The sequence below is a fragment of the Streptomyces coacervatus genome (assembly GCF_029223485.1).
In the GTDB taxonomy this organism is placed as follows: domain Bacteria; phylum Actinomycetota; class Actinomycetes; order Streptomycetales; family Streptomycetaceae; genus Streptomyces; species Streptomyces coacervatus.
Map to the genome: position 1 here is coordinate 247,335 of NZ_JARHTP010000008.1, position 14,377 is coordinate 261,711.

At 70.5% G+C, this 14,377-nt stretch carries 15 protein-coding genes; 7 read left to right on the forward strand and 8 right to left on the reverse strand.

Annotation, left to right across the window (positions count from 1 at the left end):
• Positions 1-28: 28 nt before the first annotated feature.
• Together P2Q00_RS21460 and P2Q00_RS21465 are read left to right on the forward strand one after the other, a co-directional pair.
• Positions 29-454 (forward strand): MerR family transcriptional regulator, encoded by a 426-nt coding sequence (locus tag P2Q00_RS21460; RefSeq protein WP_275774239.1) that lies wholly within the window; start codon positions 29-31, stop codon positions 452-454.
• Positions 451-894 (forward strand): carboxymuconolactone decarboxylase family protein, encoded by a 444-nt coding sequence (locus P2Q00_RS21465; RefSeq protein ID WP_275774240.1) that lies wholly within the window; start codon positions 451-453, stop codon positions 892-894. Before P2Q00_RS21460 ends, P2Q00_RS21465 begins: the two co-directional genes overlap by 4 nt.
• Here the strand turns inward: P2Q00_RS21465 and P2Q00_RS21470 are convergent.
• The gene (locus P2Q00_RS21470) at positions 881-3,376 is read right to left on the reverse strand and encodes an alpha-L-arabinofuranosidase family protein (RefSeq protein ID WP_275774241.1); all 2,496 of its coding nucleotides are present in this window, start codon (positions 3,374-3,376) and stop codon (positions 881-883) included. The genes P2Q00_RS21465 and P2Q00_RS21470 overlap by 14 nt on opposite strands.
• A gap of 144 nt (positions 3,377-3,520) precedes the next feature.
• On the opposite strand from P2Q00_RS21470, the gene P2Q00_RS21475 reads away from it, so the two are divergent.
• Positions 3,521-3,964 (forward strand): DUF6314 family protein, encoded by a 444-nt coding sequence (locus P2Q00_RS21475; protein WP_275774242.1) that lies wholly within the window; start codon positions 3,521-3,523, stop codon positions 3,962-3,964.
• Here the strand turns inward: P2Q00_RS21475 and P2Q00_RS21480 are convergent.
• The 3 genes from P2Q00_RS21480 to P2Q00_RS21490 all read right to left on the reverse strand — a co-directional run bounded on the left by P2Q00_RS21480 (position 3,946) and on the right by P2Q00_RS21490 (position 6,660).
• Positions 3,946-4,539, reverse strand: a complete 594-nt coding sequence (locus P2Q00_RS21480) for a histidine phosphatase family protein (protein ID WP_275774243.1) — start codon at positions 4,537-4,539, stop codon at positions 3,946-3,948. The two genes, P2Q00_RS21475 and P2Q00_RS21480, sit on opposite strands and share 19 nt — an antisense overlap.
• A 118-nt stretch (positions 4,540-4,657) precedes the next feature.
• Entirely contained in the window at positions 4,658-5,095 is a 438-nt protein-coding gene (locus P2Q00_RS21485) for a GNAT family N-acetyltransferase (protein WP_275774244.1), read from the reverse strand.
• Positions 5,096-5,211: 116 nt separating this feature from the next.
• On the reverse strand, positions 5,212-6,660 hold the full coding sequence (locus tag P2Q00_RS21490) for an aminotransferase-like domain-containing protein (protein ID WP_275774245.1): 1,449 nt from the start codon (positions 6,658-6,660) through the stop codon (positions 5,212-5,214).
• Between P2Q00_RS21490 and P2Q00_RS21495 the strand changes: the two genes are divergently transcribed.
• Both P2Q00_RS21495 and P2Q00_RS21500 read left to right on the forward strand, forming a co-directional pair.
• Positions 6,659-7,690 (forward strand): DMT family transporter, encoded by a 1,032-nt coding sequence (locus P2Q00_RS21495; RefSeq protein WP_275774246.1) that lies wholly within the window; start codon positions 6,659-6,661, stop codon positions 7,688-7,690. The two genes, P2Q00_RS21490 and P2Q00_RS21495, sit on opposite strands and share 2 nt — an antisense overlap.
• A 94-nt stretch (positions 7,691-7,784) precedes the next feature.
• Entirely contained in the window at positions 7,785-7,979 is a 195-nt protein-coding gene (locus tag P2Q00_RS21500; protein ID WP_275774247.1) for a DUF1918 domain-containing protein, read from the forward strand.
• Between the two features lies 1 nt (position 7,980).
• Here P2Q00_RS21500 and P2Q00_RS21505 read toward each other — a convergent pair whose 3' ends face one another.
• A complete protein-coding gene (locus P2Q00_RS21505; protein WP_275774248.1) occupies positions 7,981-9,240 on the reverse strand; it encodes a glycoside hydrolase family 10-like protein in 1,260 nt (419 codons plus the stop codon).
• Positions 9,241-9,424: 184 nt separating this feature from the next.
• Here P2Q00_RS21505 and P2Q00_RS21510 point away from each other — a divergent pair, with 184 nt between their 5' ends.
• Both P2Q00_RS21510 and P2Q00_RS21515 read left to right on the forward strand, forming a co-directional pair.
• On the forward strand, positions 9,425-10,300 hold the full coding sequence (locus tag P2Q00_RS21510; RefSeq protein ID WP_275774249.1) for a 3-hydroxybutyryl-CoA dehydrogenase: 876 nt from the start codon (positions 9,425-9,427) through the stop codon (positions 10,298-10,300).
• Between the two features lie 222 nt (positions 10,301-10,522).
• The gene (locus tag P2Q00_RS21515) at positions 10,523-10,780 is read left to right on the forward strand and encodes a hypothetical protein (protein WP_275774250.1); all 258 of its coding nucleotides are present in this window, start codon (positions 10,523-10,525) and stop codon (positions 10,778-10,780) included.
• A 29-nt stretch (positions 10,781-10,809) separates the two neighbouring features.
• Here the strand turns inward: P2Q00_RS21515 and P2Q00_RS21520 are convergent, their stop codons facing one another.
• The 3 genes from P2Q00_RS21520 to P2Q00_RS21530 all read right to left on the reverse strand — a co-directional run bounded on the left by P2Q00_RS21520 (position 10,810) and on the right by P2Q00_RS21530 (position 14,182).
• Positions 10,810-11,355, reverse strand: coding sequence for an NUDIX hydrolase (locus P2Q00_RS21520; protein WP_275774251.1), 546 nt, complete (start codon positions 11,353-11,355; stop codon positions 10,810-10,812).
• A gap of 75 nt (positions 11,356-11,430) precedes the next feature.
• Positions 11,431-12,771, reverse strand: a complete 1,341-nt coding sequence (locus P2Q00_RS21525) for an NsdA family TPR-like regulatory protein (RefSeq protein ID WP_275774252.1) — start codon at positions 12,769-12,771, stop codon at positions 11,431-11,433.
• 337 nt (positions 12,772-13,108) lie between these two features.
• The gene (locus P2Q00_RS21530) at positions 13,109-14,182 is read right to left on the reverse strand and encodes a PP2C family protein-serine/threonine phosphatase (protein ID WP_275774253.1); all 1,074 of its coding nucleotides are present in this window, start codon (positions 14,180-14,182) and stop codon (positions 13,109-13,111) included.
• Positions 14,183-14,377 lie beyond the last annotated feature (195 nt).

Below are 14,377 nucleotides of genomic sequence, written 5' to 3' on the forward strand. Positions count from 1 at the left end.
GCGCGCTCCAGGTTCTACGGTCTACGTCATGACCAGCGGACACCCCCTCCCGCAGGACCGGGAGCCGACCCTGACGATCGCCGAGGTCGTGGAACGCACGGGCCTCACGCACGACACCCTGCGCTACTACGAGAAAGCCGGCCTCATCGAGCGCGTCGGCCGGACCACCGGCAACCAGCGCCGCTACGACGGTGCCGACCTGGCCTGGCTCGAGTTCCTGCTGCGGCTGCGCGAGACCGGCATGTCGATCGCGGACATGCAGCGCTTCGCACAGCTGCGGGCGGAGGGGGACGTCTCGGTCGCCGGCCGGCTGGCGATGCTCCGCGAGCACCGCGCCGAACTGGCCGACCGGATCCGGGCGTTGCGCCGCAACGCCCGTGCGCTGGACGACAAGATCAACCACTACGAACGACTGCTCGACGACATGCAGTCGGGATCGGAAGACCTCACATGAGCGAGAGCACCACCCGTGAAGAGCGCTTCGAGCACGGCTTGGCGGTCCTCAAGCGGGTCGACGGCGAGGCCGGGCAGCGGGTCGTCGACTCCCTTGCCGACATCAACCCCGAGCTCGGCCACCAGGTCGTCGCCTGGGCCTTCGGCGAGATCTACGACCGTCCCGGACTCGCCCCGCGCGACCGCCAGCTGGTGACGCTGGGCATGCTCACCGCGCTCGGCGGCTGCGAGGCCCAGCTCGATGTGCACGTCAATGCGGCCCTGAACGTGGGCCTCACGCCCGAGCAGATCGTCGAGGCCCTGACTCACTCGGCGGTGTACTGCGGCATGCCGAAGGCGCTGAACGCCACCTTCGCCGCGAAGAAGGTCTTCGCCGAGCGCGGGCTGCTGCCGCTCGGACAGCAGCCCGCCGACTCGGCACCCTCGGCTACCTCTGCCTGATCCGCAGGAAGGTGATCGAGTTCGCCGGGAAGGTGTACGAGAACTTGTCGGCGACCCCCTCGAAGGTCGACGTCACCGGCGCGACGGCCGTGGACGTCTCGGTGTTCACCGCGTCGGGCGCGGCGGCGAGCGTGGTCACCCTGGCCTTGGACGCGACCTTCGCGCCACCCAGGTCGATCGCCGTACGGGCCGCCGAGGACTGGGCGTTGACCACCTTGACGATCAGGTCACCAGTCTTCTGGTCCTTGGTGACGACCTGGCGGAACGGCTCGGCCGGCTTGTCGTCGGTGAAGCTGCCCCACTGCCGGCCGTCGAGGTACAGCGTGACCTGACGGCCGCGGACCTTGACGTCGATGTCGTAGGTGCGGCCCGTCTCGACCGATCCGGCCTTGGCGATCAGCGTCGACTTGCCGCCGTCCACGGCCTGTTCGACGGCGGACTGGGTGTTGCCCCAGCCGCCCAGGTTCCACCAGTAGTAGTTGCCGGTGTCCTTGACGCCGAAGGCGACGAGGAAGCCCTCCTTGCCGGACTTCTTGGTTGCCTTCACCTGCAGGTCGTAGTCGTGCCAGGACGGGTCACCGGCCTGGACCATGGTGTTCTCGGCGGTGTCGGAGCTCTGGACGTACTGCCCGTCCTGCACCGCCCAGCTCCCGCTGCCCGTGTGCGTCCACTTCGAGGCGTCACCGGAGAAGTCGTCGGTCAGCAGCGTCTTCCCGTCGGCGTCGGTCACCTTCACATCGTCGTACGCGGCACTGGTGTCCCACGTCGACAGGCCGACGGCGCCGGAGATCGGGGCGAGCAGCGAGGGCGTACCGGTGGCGGTCGAGGGCACGACCCGGTCGCCGACGTTGTTCATGAACAGCTTCTGGACCTCGTAGTCGGCCGAGCCCCAGGAGGCGTGGTTGTTGAACCACACCATGTCCGGGCGCCACTGGACGTAGTCCTCGTTGGCGAACAGCGGTGCGTACGAGGCGAGTTCGACGACGTCGGCGTTGCGCTCCAGGCCCGTCATGTACGCGGCCTCGGCGAGCCCGTTCTTGAAGGCGTTGCCCCCGGAGGCGTACTCGCCCAGGAAGACCTTGGGCCCGCTGCGGTCGTAGGAGTCGTAGCGGTCGTTGTTCTGCAGGAACCACTGCGGGCTGTTGTAGTAGTGCTCGTCGACCATGTCGACCTTGGCGTCCTTGTTCAGCCGCCAGGCCGTGTCGAAGGTCGAACCGGCGTCGTCCGGGCCCGAGTTGGAGATCACCTTCATATACGGGTACTTCGCCTGGACGGCGGCGCGGAACTGCTTGAAGCGGGCGAAGAACTCGTTCGGGAGGTTCTCCTCGTTGCCGACCTCGATGTGGGTGAGGTGGAAGGGCTTGGGGTGCCCCATCTGGGCCCGCTTCTTGCCCCACTCGCTGGTCGCCGGGCCATTGGCGAACTCGATCAGATCGAGCGTGTCCTGGATGTGCCGCTTGAGCAGCGCGTCGTCGTCGACGGCCTTGTTCTGGCCGCAGCCGGTCACCAGGGCCGGGACCACGGGCAGCGGCATGGCGCCGATGTCCTCGGCGAAGCGGAAGTATTCGTAGTAGCCCAGGCCGTAACTCTGGTTGTAGCCCCAGAAGTTGGAGTTGGTGGCGCGCGTCTCGACCGGGCCGACGGTGTCCTTCCACTGGTACGAGCGCTTGCGCTGATAGCCGGAGGCCTCGCTGTAGTCCTGCATGGAACCCGTGTTGACCAGGCAGCCGCCGGGGAAGCGCACAAAGCCCGGGTGCAGGGCGGCGATCTTCTCGGCGAGGTCCTTGCGCAGGCCGTTCGGCTCGTGCTTGTAGGTGTCGCGCGGGAAGAGGGACACCATGTCGAGCGCGGCCGCGGCGGAAGAGGCCACGGTGAGACGGCCGTTGGAGCTGCTGCGCGTGGCGACGAAAGTGGCCCTGTACCGGGCCCAGCCGCCCTTGCGCACAGCCACCTGACGGGCCGTGGCAAGCGCCCCGCCGGCGTCCTGCAGGGAGACGCCGAGTGTCGTACCGCTCTCGGCCCGCGCCCACACCGAGAAGTCGTACCTCTTGCCGTCCTCGACCCGGATACCGGTGTTGTAGCCGGCGTTCGTCACGGACGAACCGGCGCCCAGGGAGAGGTAGTTGCGGTTGCGGGCGTTCAGCCGGCCGTCGTCGTTCACGACCTGCGCCGTGCCGTCGACCGTCCAGGCGGTCAGGGGTGTGTACGACTTGTTGTCGTCGGTGGAGTACTCGAAGGACCGGTTCTGTACGAGCTCGGCGTACAGGCCGCCGTCGGCGGCACGGTTGATGTCCTCGAAGAAGACGCCGTACATCGTGTCGTCGATCTTCGCGCCCTTGGTGGCGGGGTCGACGGTGATCGAGTAGTCGGTGACGTCGTCGGCGTGGGCGGGGGCCGGGACGAGAGCGACAGCCAGGAGGAAAGCGCTTGCCCCTAGGCTGCATCTCAGGCGGATCAGCCGTTTGCGGGTGGTGCGTGACATGGATACTCCGCGGCTCTGAGGAATGGCGCGATGATTCGCGTCATTCATTGTTCGAAATATCAGACATCGGTCAGCACTTCGAACGGCAAGATAGAGACGGGACATGAGCGCGTCAATGGTGCGTACGGACGTAGGGTCGAGGACATGGACGAGTGGTGGCCCGTGCCCGACGTGCTGGCCCATCTGGCCGGGCGCTGGCGTGTGGAGCGCGGCGTGCGCGACCTGGCGAGCGGCGACGAGGGGCGCTTCGAGGGCACCACGGTCTTCAGCCCCCTGCCCGAGGGCGGCCTGCTGCACCAGGAGTCCGGCACCTTCACCTGGCGGGGCGTCGCACGCCCCGCCGAGCGGACGCTGCGCTTCCTGCCGGGGAGTTCACCGGGCACGGCGGACGTCCGCTTCGCCGACGGAGGGCCCTTCCACGACCTGGACCTGACCACCGGGCACCATGTCGCCGACCACCCCTGCGCGGCAGACCTCTACCGCGGCGAGTTCACCGTCCGGGACGCGGACCACTGGCGGACGGTGTGGCGGGTGGGCGGCCCCGCCAAGGACCTCGTGCTCACCACCGACTACGTCCGCGAGGACTGAACCGCCGCCCCGTCGAAGCGGAGGTTCCAGCGCCCCGCATGACCCGTCACGGTCGTCGTCGACAGGGGGCGCACATCGATGTTCCAGTACGTCGACGGCGGCGCCTTCAGGGCGTACACCAGGGCCGCGCGGATGACGGACGGCTCGGCGACGGCGACGATACGGCCGCCGTCCTCGAACGGCCGGGTGTCGAGCCAGCCCCCGACCCGGGAGATGAAGGCGAGCAGCGACTCGCCGCCGTGCGGGGTGGCGCGCGGGTCGGCGAGCCAGGCGTCCACCGCCTCCGGCTCGCGGGCCATCGCCTCGCCGAGGGTCAGCCCGCGCCAGCGGCCCATGTCGCAGTCCCGCAGGGCGAGTTGAACCAGCGGGGCATAGCCGAGGGCGTCGCCCGTGGCTCTGCTGCGCGGCGTGGGCGAGCAGTAGCGCAGCTCGGCCGCCGCAAGCGGGATCAGATCCTGGGCGACGCGCTGCACCTCGTCCCAGCCGGCCTGATCCAGCGGACGGTCGTCCTCGAAGCGCTCGGCGAGCAGCGGGGAGCTGCGCGCGGCGGCGACGAATGTGACCCGAAGTTGCATGCGGTGATGGTGAGTCGTGAAGGTTCGCAGGTCAAGAGGTGTTGGCTACGAGTCACCGAGGGTTGCCGGAAACTTACTTCAGGGTCAGGACCTTGGCGGACAAGTCACCCGAACCGCCTCACTCGAACTCGAGCGCCATCCAGATCTCGGGCTGCGCCAGCTCCCGGAACCCGACCTTCTTGTAGACCCCGTGCGCGTCGAGCGTGGCGAGCAGGATGCGGCGCAGTCCGCACGGCCGCAGCTGTTCGCGCACGGCCGCGACCATCGCCGTACCGACATTCTTGCCGCGTACGGACGGATCGACGTAGACGTCGCACAGCCAGGCGAAGGTGGCGCGATCGGTGATGACCCGTGCATACGCGACCTGCTCCCCCGAAACCGCCTCATACACCCCGAAGTTGAGCGACCCTGCGATCGCCCGCTCCTGCTTCTCGCGCGGGCGGCCCGTCGCCCAGTAGGCGTCGGTGGACAGCCAGCGGTGCACGCGGTCGACGTCGAGGCGGTCGGGGTCGGTGGAGATCTCGTAGCCGTCGGGGAGGCTCGGGGTGTCGTTCATGGCGGGACACTGGCAGGCCGGGGTCGAAGACGTCGAGCGATTTTCCCTACGGTTCGGCAGCGGCTTTTAAGGGGCGCGGGGAACTGCGCGACCAGCCACGACGGAGCCGCAGACGATCAACGGCGCGCCCCGCGGAGCGACTCGTCGCAAGCAGCCCGCAGCCGCCGCACCCCCTCCCTGATCTCCCCCGCCCCCGCAACCGCCGCAAAGCTCAACCGGAGGTGCGCCGCCGGGGATTCCGCGCTGAAGTACGGGCGGCCGGGGGTGATGGCGACGCCCGCGCGCAGAGCCGCTGCCGTCAGGGCGGTTTCGTCCGTGCCGTCGGGCAGGCGCAGCCACAGGTGGTAGCCGCCCGACGGGATGTGCGGAAGGGAGAGTTCGGGGAGGTCCAGACGGAGGGCTGCCGTCATCGTGTCGCGGCGGATCTTCAACTCCGCGGAGATCGCCCGCAGATGGCGCGGCCAGGCGGGCGAGCCGACGAGTTCGAGGGCCGCTTCCTGGAGCGGCCGGGGGACGAAGAAGGTGTCGACGATCTGGATGGCGCGCAGCCGCTGAAGGACCGGGCCGTGGGCGGCGAGCGCGCTCACCCGGAAGCTGGGCGAGGTCGCCTTGGTGAGTGAGCAGACATGGACGACGACTCCGTCGGGGTCGTCGGCGGCAAGGGGGCTCGGCAGCGGTCCGGCGTCCTCGTGCACGAGCCGTCGCACGAAGTCGTCCTCGATGACGAACGCGCCGGCCTCGCGGGCGATCCGCAGCACCTCCCCGCGCCGGTCGGGGGCGAGCACGGCGCCCGTCGGGTTCTGGAACAGCGGCTGGCAGACGAACACCCGCGCGCCGGTCGCCCGGAACGCGTCCGCGAGCAGCGCCGGTCTGACGCCGTCCGCGTCCACCGGGACCGGTACCGGCCGCAGACCCGCTGCCCGCGCGATCGCCAGCATGCCGGGATACGTGGGCGATTCGACCAGCACCGGTGCTCCCGGCGGGGCGAGTGCGCGCAGGGCGGTGGTGAGCGCGGACTGGCCGCCCGCGGCGATCAGCACCCCGGCGGCGGTGACCCCGCCGCCGATGCTGCGGGCGAACCACTCGCGCAGCTCCGGCAGCCCCTCCATCGGCGGCCGCCCCCAGGCGCCGGGGCGACGGCCCGCCCGGGACAGGGCCGCCGCCATGGCCCGCTCCGGCTGCAGCGACGGGTGCAGATAGCCGCCGTTGAACTCGACGACTCCGGGCGGCGGGGCGGCGAGGGAGACGGTGACTCCGGAGGCGTCCACGGAGCGCGGTACGAGGTCGGCGGCGCCGTCCGCGCTGAGGGCGACCTCCTGCCAGGAGGTGTCGCCGGCGGGAGCAGCCGTGCCGCGCGGCTGCGCGCGGAAGGCACCGGCTCCCGGCCGGGTCACCACCAGCCCCTCGGCGGCGAGCTGCCCCAGGGCGCGCGAGACGGTCACGGGGCTGACCCGGTACCGCTCGACGAGGGACCGGCTCGACGGCAGCTTTCCACCAGGCGAGTAGCGATCGAGTTCTCGTCGCAGCTGATTCGCCAGTTCACCGACACTGCTACTCTCTTGCATGAGAGCACAGAGTAGCGCTACTGCTTCCGGCCGGATAGCGGTCGACACCGAGGCCGGGTCGGCAGACACCGGCGGCCACCGGCCCGAGATCCCCGCAGCCGCCGCTCCGGCGAGCGCGCCGGATGCCACCCCGGACCGCGCCGCCCAGCGATCCGAGGCAGTGACCCCGGCAAGCCGCCGCACCGGCACCCTCCTGGCCGCGCTCGGCGTCGTCGCCTTCTCCCTCACCTTCCCCGCCACCGCCTGGGGGCTGGAGGGCTTCGGGCCCTGGTCCCTGGTGGCCGTGCGCAGCGTTCTCGCGGCCGTGATCGCGGGGGTCTGTCTGCTGGCACTGCGCGTGCCGCTCCCCGCCCGCCGCCACTGGGCCGGTCTCGCGGTCGTCGCCGCCGGAGTGGTCCTCGGCTTCCCCCTGCTCACCACACTCGCCCTGCAGACGTCGACCACCGCGCACGCCGCTGTCGTGGTCGGCCTGCTCCCGCTCACGACCGCCCTGTTCTCCGCCCTGCGCATGGGCACCCGCCCGTCCCGCACCTTCTGGGCGGCGGCCCTCGCGGGCGCGGCCGCGGTCGTCGCCTTCACGGTGCAGCAGAGCGGCGGAGCGCTGACGACAGCCGATCTGTATCTGTTCGGCGCGCTGCTGGTGTGCGCGGCCGGCTACACCGAGGGCGGCCGGCTGGCCCGGGTCATGCCGGGTTGGCAGGTCATCGGCTGGGCGCTGGTGCTGTGCCTGCCGCTGAGCGTGCCGGCCGCCGCGCTGGCGCTGTCGCAGGAGCCCGTACAGCTGACCGCGCACAGCGTGGCCGGGGTGCTGTGGGTCGCGGCGGGCTCGCAGTTCCTCGGCCTGGTCGTCTGGTACCGGGGCATGGCGGCGATCGGCATTCCCAAGGCCAGCCAGTTGCAGTTGGCCCAACCCCTGCTCACACTGGTGTGGTCGGTGCTGCTGCTGGGCGAGCACCTGACGGTGGCCGCCCCGCTGACGGCCGCGGCGGTACTCGTGTGCATCGCCGTCACCCAGCGGGCGCGGGGCTGAGCGGCGCGCACGCGCCGGTTCCAACCGTGGCCTCGCGCCGTAAACTCAAGGCCACGGACCGCTGCTCCCGCACATTGGTGAGGAGGCCCAACACATGCATGCAACCGTGGGCGACCAGCTTGTCCAACACGGCAGGGTGGTCGGACAGCACGACAGGATCGGCGAGATCGTCGAAATCCTGGGCCAGGAGGGCAACCCTCCGTTCCGCGTCCGCTTCGAGGACGGGCACACGGGCATCTGCTCACCCGGCCCCGACACCGAGATCCGGCACAAGGAACCGCAGAAATAGATCAGCGCGGGGGCTTCGCCGGCTGCTGGTAGTGGTCGGCGACCACCCGCGCCATCGCGCCGATCCGGTCCGTCGCCACATCCTTGGCGGCGAAGAAGACGTGCCCGCGCACCTGCGGGTGGTCCTTGGCCAGGGTGAGGTGCCGGGAGAGCTCGGCGACGTCCTGCCAGGCCGCGGACTGCGCCGGGTCACCGGCCTTGTACAGCGCCTCCCCCACGTACACCTGCGTCCCGGTGCCCCGCGCGACCTCCGCCCACCAGGGCACGAGCTTGGCGTAGTCGGCGGCGGCGAAGCCGATGTTCCAGTAGATCTGCGGGGCGATGTAGTCCACCCAGTTCTCCCGCACCCACTTGCGGGTGTCCGCGTACAGGTCGTCGTACGTCTGCACGCCCGCCCGCGAGTCCGAGCCGAGCGGGTCGGTGGCGGCGTTGCGCCACACGGCGAACGGGCTGATGCCGAAGCGCGTGCCGGGCCGGGTCTGCTTGATGCGTGCGGCGGTCTCGTGCACCAGCCGGTCGATGTTGTCGCGGCGCCAGGCGGCCCGGTCCTGGAAGCGGCGGCCGTAGCGGGCGTAGGCCGCATCGTCGTCGAAGGCCTGGCCGGCCACGGGGTACGGGTAGAAGTAGTCGTCGAAGTGCACGGCGTCCACGGGGTACTTGTGCACCGCGTCGAGCATCGCGTTCTGCACGAAGGCGCGGACCTTCGGCAGCCCCGGGTTGTAGTAGAGCTTCCCGCCGTAGGGCACCACCCAGTCCGGGTGCTTGCGCGCGGGGTGGGAGGCGGCCAGTTTCGTCAGGTCCGTGTGGTTGGCGATGCGGTACGGGTTGAACCAGGCGTGCAGTTCCAGGCCGCGGGCGTGGGCCTCCTTCACGGCCGTGCCCAGCGGGTCCCAGCCCGGGTCCTGGCCCTGGGTGCCGGTGAGGACCTGCGACCAGGGCTCGTACGGGGAGGGCCACAGCGCGTCGGCCGTCGGGCGCACCTGGAACATCACGGCGTTGAGGCGGCTGTGCACGGCGCGGTCCAGGATGGCGATCAGCTGGGCCCGCTGCTCGGCGGCGGTCAGCCCCGGCTTGGCGGGCCAGTCGCGGTTGGCCACGGTCGCCACCCAGACGCCCCGCATCTCACGTGAGGACCGCCGGCGCTCGGATTCGCCGCCCGCCATCGCTGCACTCGCCGCCACTGCACCGCCCCCCGCCACGAGAGCCGACAGGGCCGTCGCTGCGAACGCCCGCCGCGACAGCCGAGACCTACGGTGCAGCATTCCCCTACCTCCATGCGCTGATGTGCGTGACCGGGAGATTCTCGACCCGGGCCGCCCCCCGCGTCAGACTGCCACGCGGTACCCGAACGATCGATCAACGATCGCCGGAGGTAACGTGCAGGTTTGGAGCAGGCACCGAACCACGGGGGACCTGCCGCATTCGTAGATCTGCGAAGGGGACGATGTGACGGACTTCCAATCGGGAGACATCTCGCGCGTCGGAGTGGTCGGCTGCGGCCAGATGGGAGCGGGCATCGCCGAGGTGTGTGCCCGGGCGGGTCTGGACGTCAAGGTCGCCGAGACCACCGGGGAGGCCCTGGAGATCGGCCGCACTCGGCTGTTCGGCTCGCTGGCCAAGGCGGCCGAGCGCGGCAAGATCACCGAGCAGGAGCGGGACGAGACGCAGGCGCACCTGAGCTTCACCACCGACCTGGGCGAGTTCGCCGACCGCGACCTGGTGATCGAGGCCGTCGTGGAGAACGAGCAGGTGAAGACGGAGATCTTCCAGGTGCTCGACCAGGTGGTGACCCGCCCGGATGCCATCCTGGCCTCCAACACCTCCTCCATCCCGCTGGTGAAGCTGGCGGTCGCCACCTCCCGCCCGGACCACATCGTCGGCATCCACTTCTTCAATCCGGCCCCGGTGCAGAAGCTGGTCGAGTTGATCCCGGCGCTCACCACCTCGGAGGGCACACTCAGCCGCGCCCAGCTGTTCGCCGAGAAGGTGCTCGGCAAGCACGCGATCCGTGCCCAGGACCGCTCCGGATTCGTGGTCAACGCGCTGCTGGTGCCGTATCTGCTCTCCGCCATCCGCATGTTCGAGTCGGGCATCGCGGGCCGCGAGGACATCGACAACGGCATGGAGATGGGCTGCGCCCACCCGATGGGCCCGCTGAAGCTGTCCGACCTGATCGGTCTGGACACCATCGTCTCCATCGCCAACTCGATGTACGAGGAGTACAAGGAGCCGCTGTACGCCGCTCCCCCGCTGCTGCAGCGCATGGTCGACGCGGGCCGGCTGGGCCGGAAGTCCGGCTCGGGCTTCTACACCTACGGCTGACCTCGACAGGCTTTTGCACAGTGCCCGTTCCAGGGTGCTGATTACACAGTGCGACGACTGCGGGCCCGGCACCTTTGATGGTGCCGGGCCCGTGTCATTCACACACCGTGTGCGCGCCGGGCACGCATATGCCCCTCGCACACGCTCCCCACGTGTCCACCAGGCGAGTTGACTCTTCATGCGCATGCAACGGATGTGACGACTACGGAAAGGAGCGGACCCGTGACCGCCGACCCGGAGCATCCCGTGGTCCATGGAGAACTCGCAGAGTTACGCCGCCGCCTCGATGTCGCGTACGCGCGTGTCGAGGGAGGGCTGGCTCTGCTCAACCACCGCACCGAGGAGACACACAAGGAACTCGACGACCTGAGCGCACGGATCGTCGCCCTGGAGCACGCCCGCTGGCCGCTGCCCGCAGTCGCGGCGCTGACGGCCGTGGGCGCGCTCGTCGTGACGGTATGGCAAACCCTGGGCCACTGAAAGGACAGGGACAAGGGCGCGGTGGGGGATCAGGGCTGGCCGTCCTGTCCGAGCCTGAGGTGGTGCAGGAGCAGTAACGCGGCCGCCATGTTGGCGGCCGGGACCTCGCCGCGGGCGACCATGTCGGGGACGAGCTTGAGGGGGACCCATTCCCGGCGGTCCGACTCGAAGTCGTCCACGGGATGTCCGACGTACTCGCCCTCGTCGGCCCAGTAGATGTGGTGCCGGGCGTCGGTGAGGCCGTTGGACGGCTCGACGCTCATGAGGTGCTGCAGCGGTCCCGGTCGCCAGCCGGTCTCTTCCTCGAGTTCCCTGGCGGCCGCGACGGCGATGTCCTCGCCGTCCTCGACCACACCCGCAGCGAGTTCCCACCCCCAGCTGTCGGTGATGAAGCGGTGGCGCCACAGGAGGAGGACTTCATTGGCCTCGTTCACCACCGTGGCCACGGCGACGGGCCGCAGCCGTATCAGAAAGTGGTCCAGGTGCCGCCCGTCCGGCAGTTCCACATCTGCCAGGTTGACGGTGAACCAGCGGTTTTCATACACAGTTTGTTCGTTCTGTTTCGTCCACTGCACGGTTCTGCCACCTTCCGTCGAGTAAGTGGCAATATCGCAGCAGGGACTGTGGGGTGTCGGTGCTCAGGAACCTGCCTACAGCGGTACGCGCAGTGCTCCGTCGATGAGTTCGGCGGCTTCGGCGGTGCCCGCACAGCCGCTGCGCACCAGGTACTCGCGTACCGCGCGAAGTCTGTCGCGCAGCCGCTGGGACTCCATTCCGCGGGCCTGTTCGGCCATCTGCACCGCGGTGGCCACCGCCTTGTCGGCGTTGCCCTGACGGAGTTCGATCGTGCTGAGCATGGCGAGCCGGTGCACCCGGCCGCGGTCGTGCGCGGGATTGTCGACGGCCGCCGCGGCGTGCTCCCCCGCGGCCACCAGTTCGCCGAGGCTGAGCAGCGCCTCCGCCACCTGGACGTTGACCAGCCCCGGCTGGACATAGCCGGTTTCGTCGGGTTCGTATCCGCGCCGGATGCGTTCGGCGGCCTGCTCGGCACGCCGGATGCAGGACAGTGCGGTCGTGCCGTCGCCGAGGTGTGCGTACGCCTTGGCCTGCATCGCGTAGAGGTCGCAGGCGAGCGCCGGCGTGATGTGCTTCCCGGCGGCGCGCAGCGCGGCCTCCGCGAAGGCGACCGCCTGCCGGTACTCCCGCATGTACAGGGCCTGGTTGACCAGCAGCGCGATCACATAGGCGCCAAGGCCCCGGTCCCCGCTGGCCTTTGCCAGCCGCAGCGCCTGGTGGAAGTAGCGCTGGGCGAGTCCGTGCGCGTCGGAGTCGTACGCACAGATGCCTGCAATGGCCACTAATCCGCCCGTGGCCCGGTGCAGTTGGCGGCCGGTGGCGTCGGTGTAGCTGCCGCGCAGCAGCGGCGCGGCCTCCGCATTGAGGAACCCGACGATCCGGGTGCGGGTCGCTATGCCGCCCGCCTTGCGGTACATCTGCTCGTAGTGGGTGCGCGCGGCGCGCAGCATCTCGATGTCCGAGGCGGTGACCCGGTGCCGGCCGCCGCGCGAGACATCCACGTCCTCGGGCGGGTTCTCCCACTCCCACACGGGCATGACGGCGGGCGTGCCGGTGACCGCGGGCGCACCCAGGATGTGCGGACGCTGCTGCTCGTCGGAGCGCCACAGCGCGGTGGCGCGCTCCACGAAGCCGGACAGCGAGGTGCCGTGCGGGGTGGACGGCTCACCCGGCACACCGAGGCCGATGTCGTCGAGCGTGACCGGCCGGTGCAGCCGACCCGCGAGCACCTCGCAGATCAGGTCGGGCACCTGGCCCCGGGGCCGCTGCCCCTTCAACCACCGTGCCACGGCGGTGTGTTCGTACCGGAGCGCGAGGCCGCGCGCCCGCCCCGCCTGATTGACGTGTGCCGCCAGCCCCGCATGCGAGATCCCGGCCTCGTCCAGGATCGCGTCGAGCAGAGTGTTGGGCTGCATGGGTGCCCCCCGGATCGCTCGGTGCCGTCAGCGTAGTGCGAACGCCTTCACACGGGGTGTGAACGGAGTGCCCGGATCCGCAGCGTACGCGCACTGTCGCGCAGAGTTTCCAACCGGTTGACTGAAATGCCTCGCAAGAGGCCGGCCGGGCCGCCGGCTCCCCCTCGTACAGTGCGGCGGCCCGCTTCCGCGCCGTCCGCCCAGCTGCCTGCCCGACACTCCGTGGCGGGGCGGACGGCGCGCCGCGCAGACACACCACACGAGGGGGCCCGCCCAGACCACGCGGGAGCGCCGGGCGCACCGCGAGGGGGGAGCGTGGCGACTCGCGGCCTCGACGTCACGTGAGGCGGTGCGCCCGGTGTCCGACCGGCTCGCCATGTGCTCGTACGACCTGGCGGCGGTCGTTGCGCAGCACGAGCACAGCGACGTCGTCGGCGGGTCTTCCCCCGGAGTGCCTGAGCAGCCCGGCGAAGACGGCGCGCAGCACGGACTGCGGGGAGACCGGCCCGGCACCGACGGCCTCGGCGAGCGCGGACGGCAGCGGAAAGAACCGGCCACGTCCGTCGCGGGCGTCCTCGACACCGTCCGTGTGCAGGAACAGCGCCTCGCCGGGCAGCAGCCTGCCGCAGTGGTGGGCGGGCAGCTCGGCGGGCAACGGGAACGGCCCGAGGGGAGGCAGCGGTTCGGCCCGGGTCAGCAGTTCGGCCCGGGCCGGGCCCAGCAGATACGGCCAGGGGTGCCCGCAGTTGAGGCCGCGCACCTCTCCGTCCGCCCCGATCTCCAGCAGCAGTACGGTCACGAACTCCTCGGCGACCGGGCTGTCCGGCTCCCGTCCGGCCGAGGGGTGCTCGGCGCGGGCCCGCTCCCGCAGATGCCGGGCGAGCGCCCGCTCCAGCCGCCGCAGCACACTGCCGAGGTCGGCCTCGTCGTGCACGGCCTCGCGGAAGCTGCCGAGCACGGCGGCGACCGTACTGATGGCGGCAAGCCCGTGCCCGCGCACATCGCCCATCACGACCCGCACCCCGTGCTCGGTGGCGATGACCTCGTACAGATCGCCGCCAATGGCCGCACCGCGGTCCGCAGACAGCTGGGCCGCGGCGATGTTCAGCCCGTCGATCCGTGGCGGCAGCGGCCGCAGCAGCACACTCTGCGCGGCACCCGCGACCTGCCGGACCTCTCGCAGCTCGCGCAGCAGCGCATGCCGGACATGAAGTATCAGCCCGGTCCCCACGGCGAAGAAGACGGCACTGGTGCCGATGCGCGCGCCCAGCCCGTTCTGCTGGGCGAGCGGACAGGCCAGTTTGTACGTGATCGCCATGGCGCCCCACACAGTGGGCAGCCCCAGCGCAAGCACCCGGCGCAACGGGCGCCGCCCCGCCCCGCGGGGAACCCCAGCCTTGATGCGGATCATGCCGATTGGCCCCCCATTTAGGCCCTGACAGCACAGACGGACCGACCCCGAAAGGCCGGTCCGATTCTGTCGACCGCATGGCCGGATAGGTCCAGATCACCCCAAGTTGCCACCCAAACGAGTGACAACCTCCAGGCCACCCGCATTTATGCAGGTAGGGCGCATATTCACAGGGGGAACTGCAGCGCCCCTTCA

What these genes read in the sequence shown, in the direction of transcription:
- P2Q00_RS21530 (WP_275774253.1), bottom strand. Translation starts at nt 14,182, where the DNA reads ATGATCCGCATCAAGGCTGGGGTTCCCCGCGGGGCGGGGCGGCGCCCG.
- P2Q00_RS21470 (WP_275774241.1), bottom strand. Translation starts at nt 3,376, where the DNA reads ATGTCACGCACCACCCGCAAACGGCTGATCCGCCTGAGATGCAGCCTA.
- P2Q00_RS21490 (WP_275774245.1), bottom strand. Translation starts at nt 6,660, where the DNA reads ATGCAAGAGAGTAGCAGTGTCGGTGAACTGGCGAATCAGCTGCGACGA.
- P2Q00_RS21505 (WP_275774248.1), bottom strand. Translation starts at nt 9,240, where the DNA reads ATGCTGCACCGTAGGTCTCGGCTGTCGCGGCGGGCGTTCGCAGCGACG.
- P2Q00_RS21480 (WP_275774243.1), bottom strand. Translation starts at nt 4,539, where the DNA reads ATGCAACTTCGGGTCACATTCGTCGCCGCCGCGCGCAGCTCCCCGCTG.
- P2Q00_RS21460 (WP_275774239.1), top strand. Translation starts at nt 29, where the DNA reads ATGACCAGCGGACACCCCCTCCCGCAGGACCGGGAGCCGACCCTGACG.
- P2Q00_RS21495 (WP_275774246.1), top strand. Translation starts at nt 6,659, where the DNA reads ATGAGAGCACAGAGTAGCGCTACTGCTTCCGGCCGGATAGCGGTCGAC.
- P2Q00_RS21465 (WP_275774240.1), top strand. Translation starts at nt 451, where the DNA reads ATGAGCGAGAGCACCACCCGTGAAGAGCGCTTCGAGCACGGCTTGGCG.
- P2Q00_RS21500 (WP_275774247.1), top strand. Translation starts at nt 7,785, where the DNA reads ATGCATGCAACCGTGGGCGACCAGCTTGTCCAACACGGCAGGGTGGTC.
- P2Q00_RS21475 (WP_275774242.1), top strand. Translation starts at nt 3,521, where the DNA reads ATGGACGAGTGGTGGCCCGTGCCCGACGTGCTGGCCCATCTGGCCGGG.
- P2Q00_RS21525 (WP_275774252.1), bottom strand. Translation starts at nt 12,771, where the DNA reads ATGCAGCCCAACACTCTGCTCGACGCGATCCTGGACGAGGCCGGGATC.
- P2Q00_RS21485 (WP_275774244.1), bottom strand. Translation starts at nt 5,095, where the DNA reads ATGAACGACACCCCGAGCCTCCCCGACGGCTACGAGATCTCCACCGAC.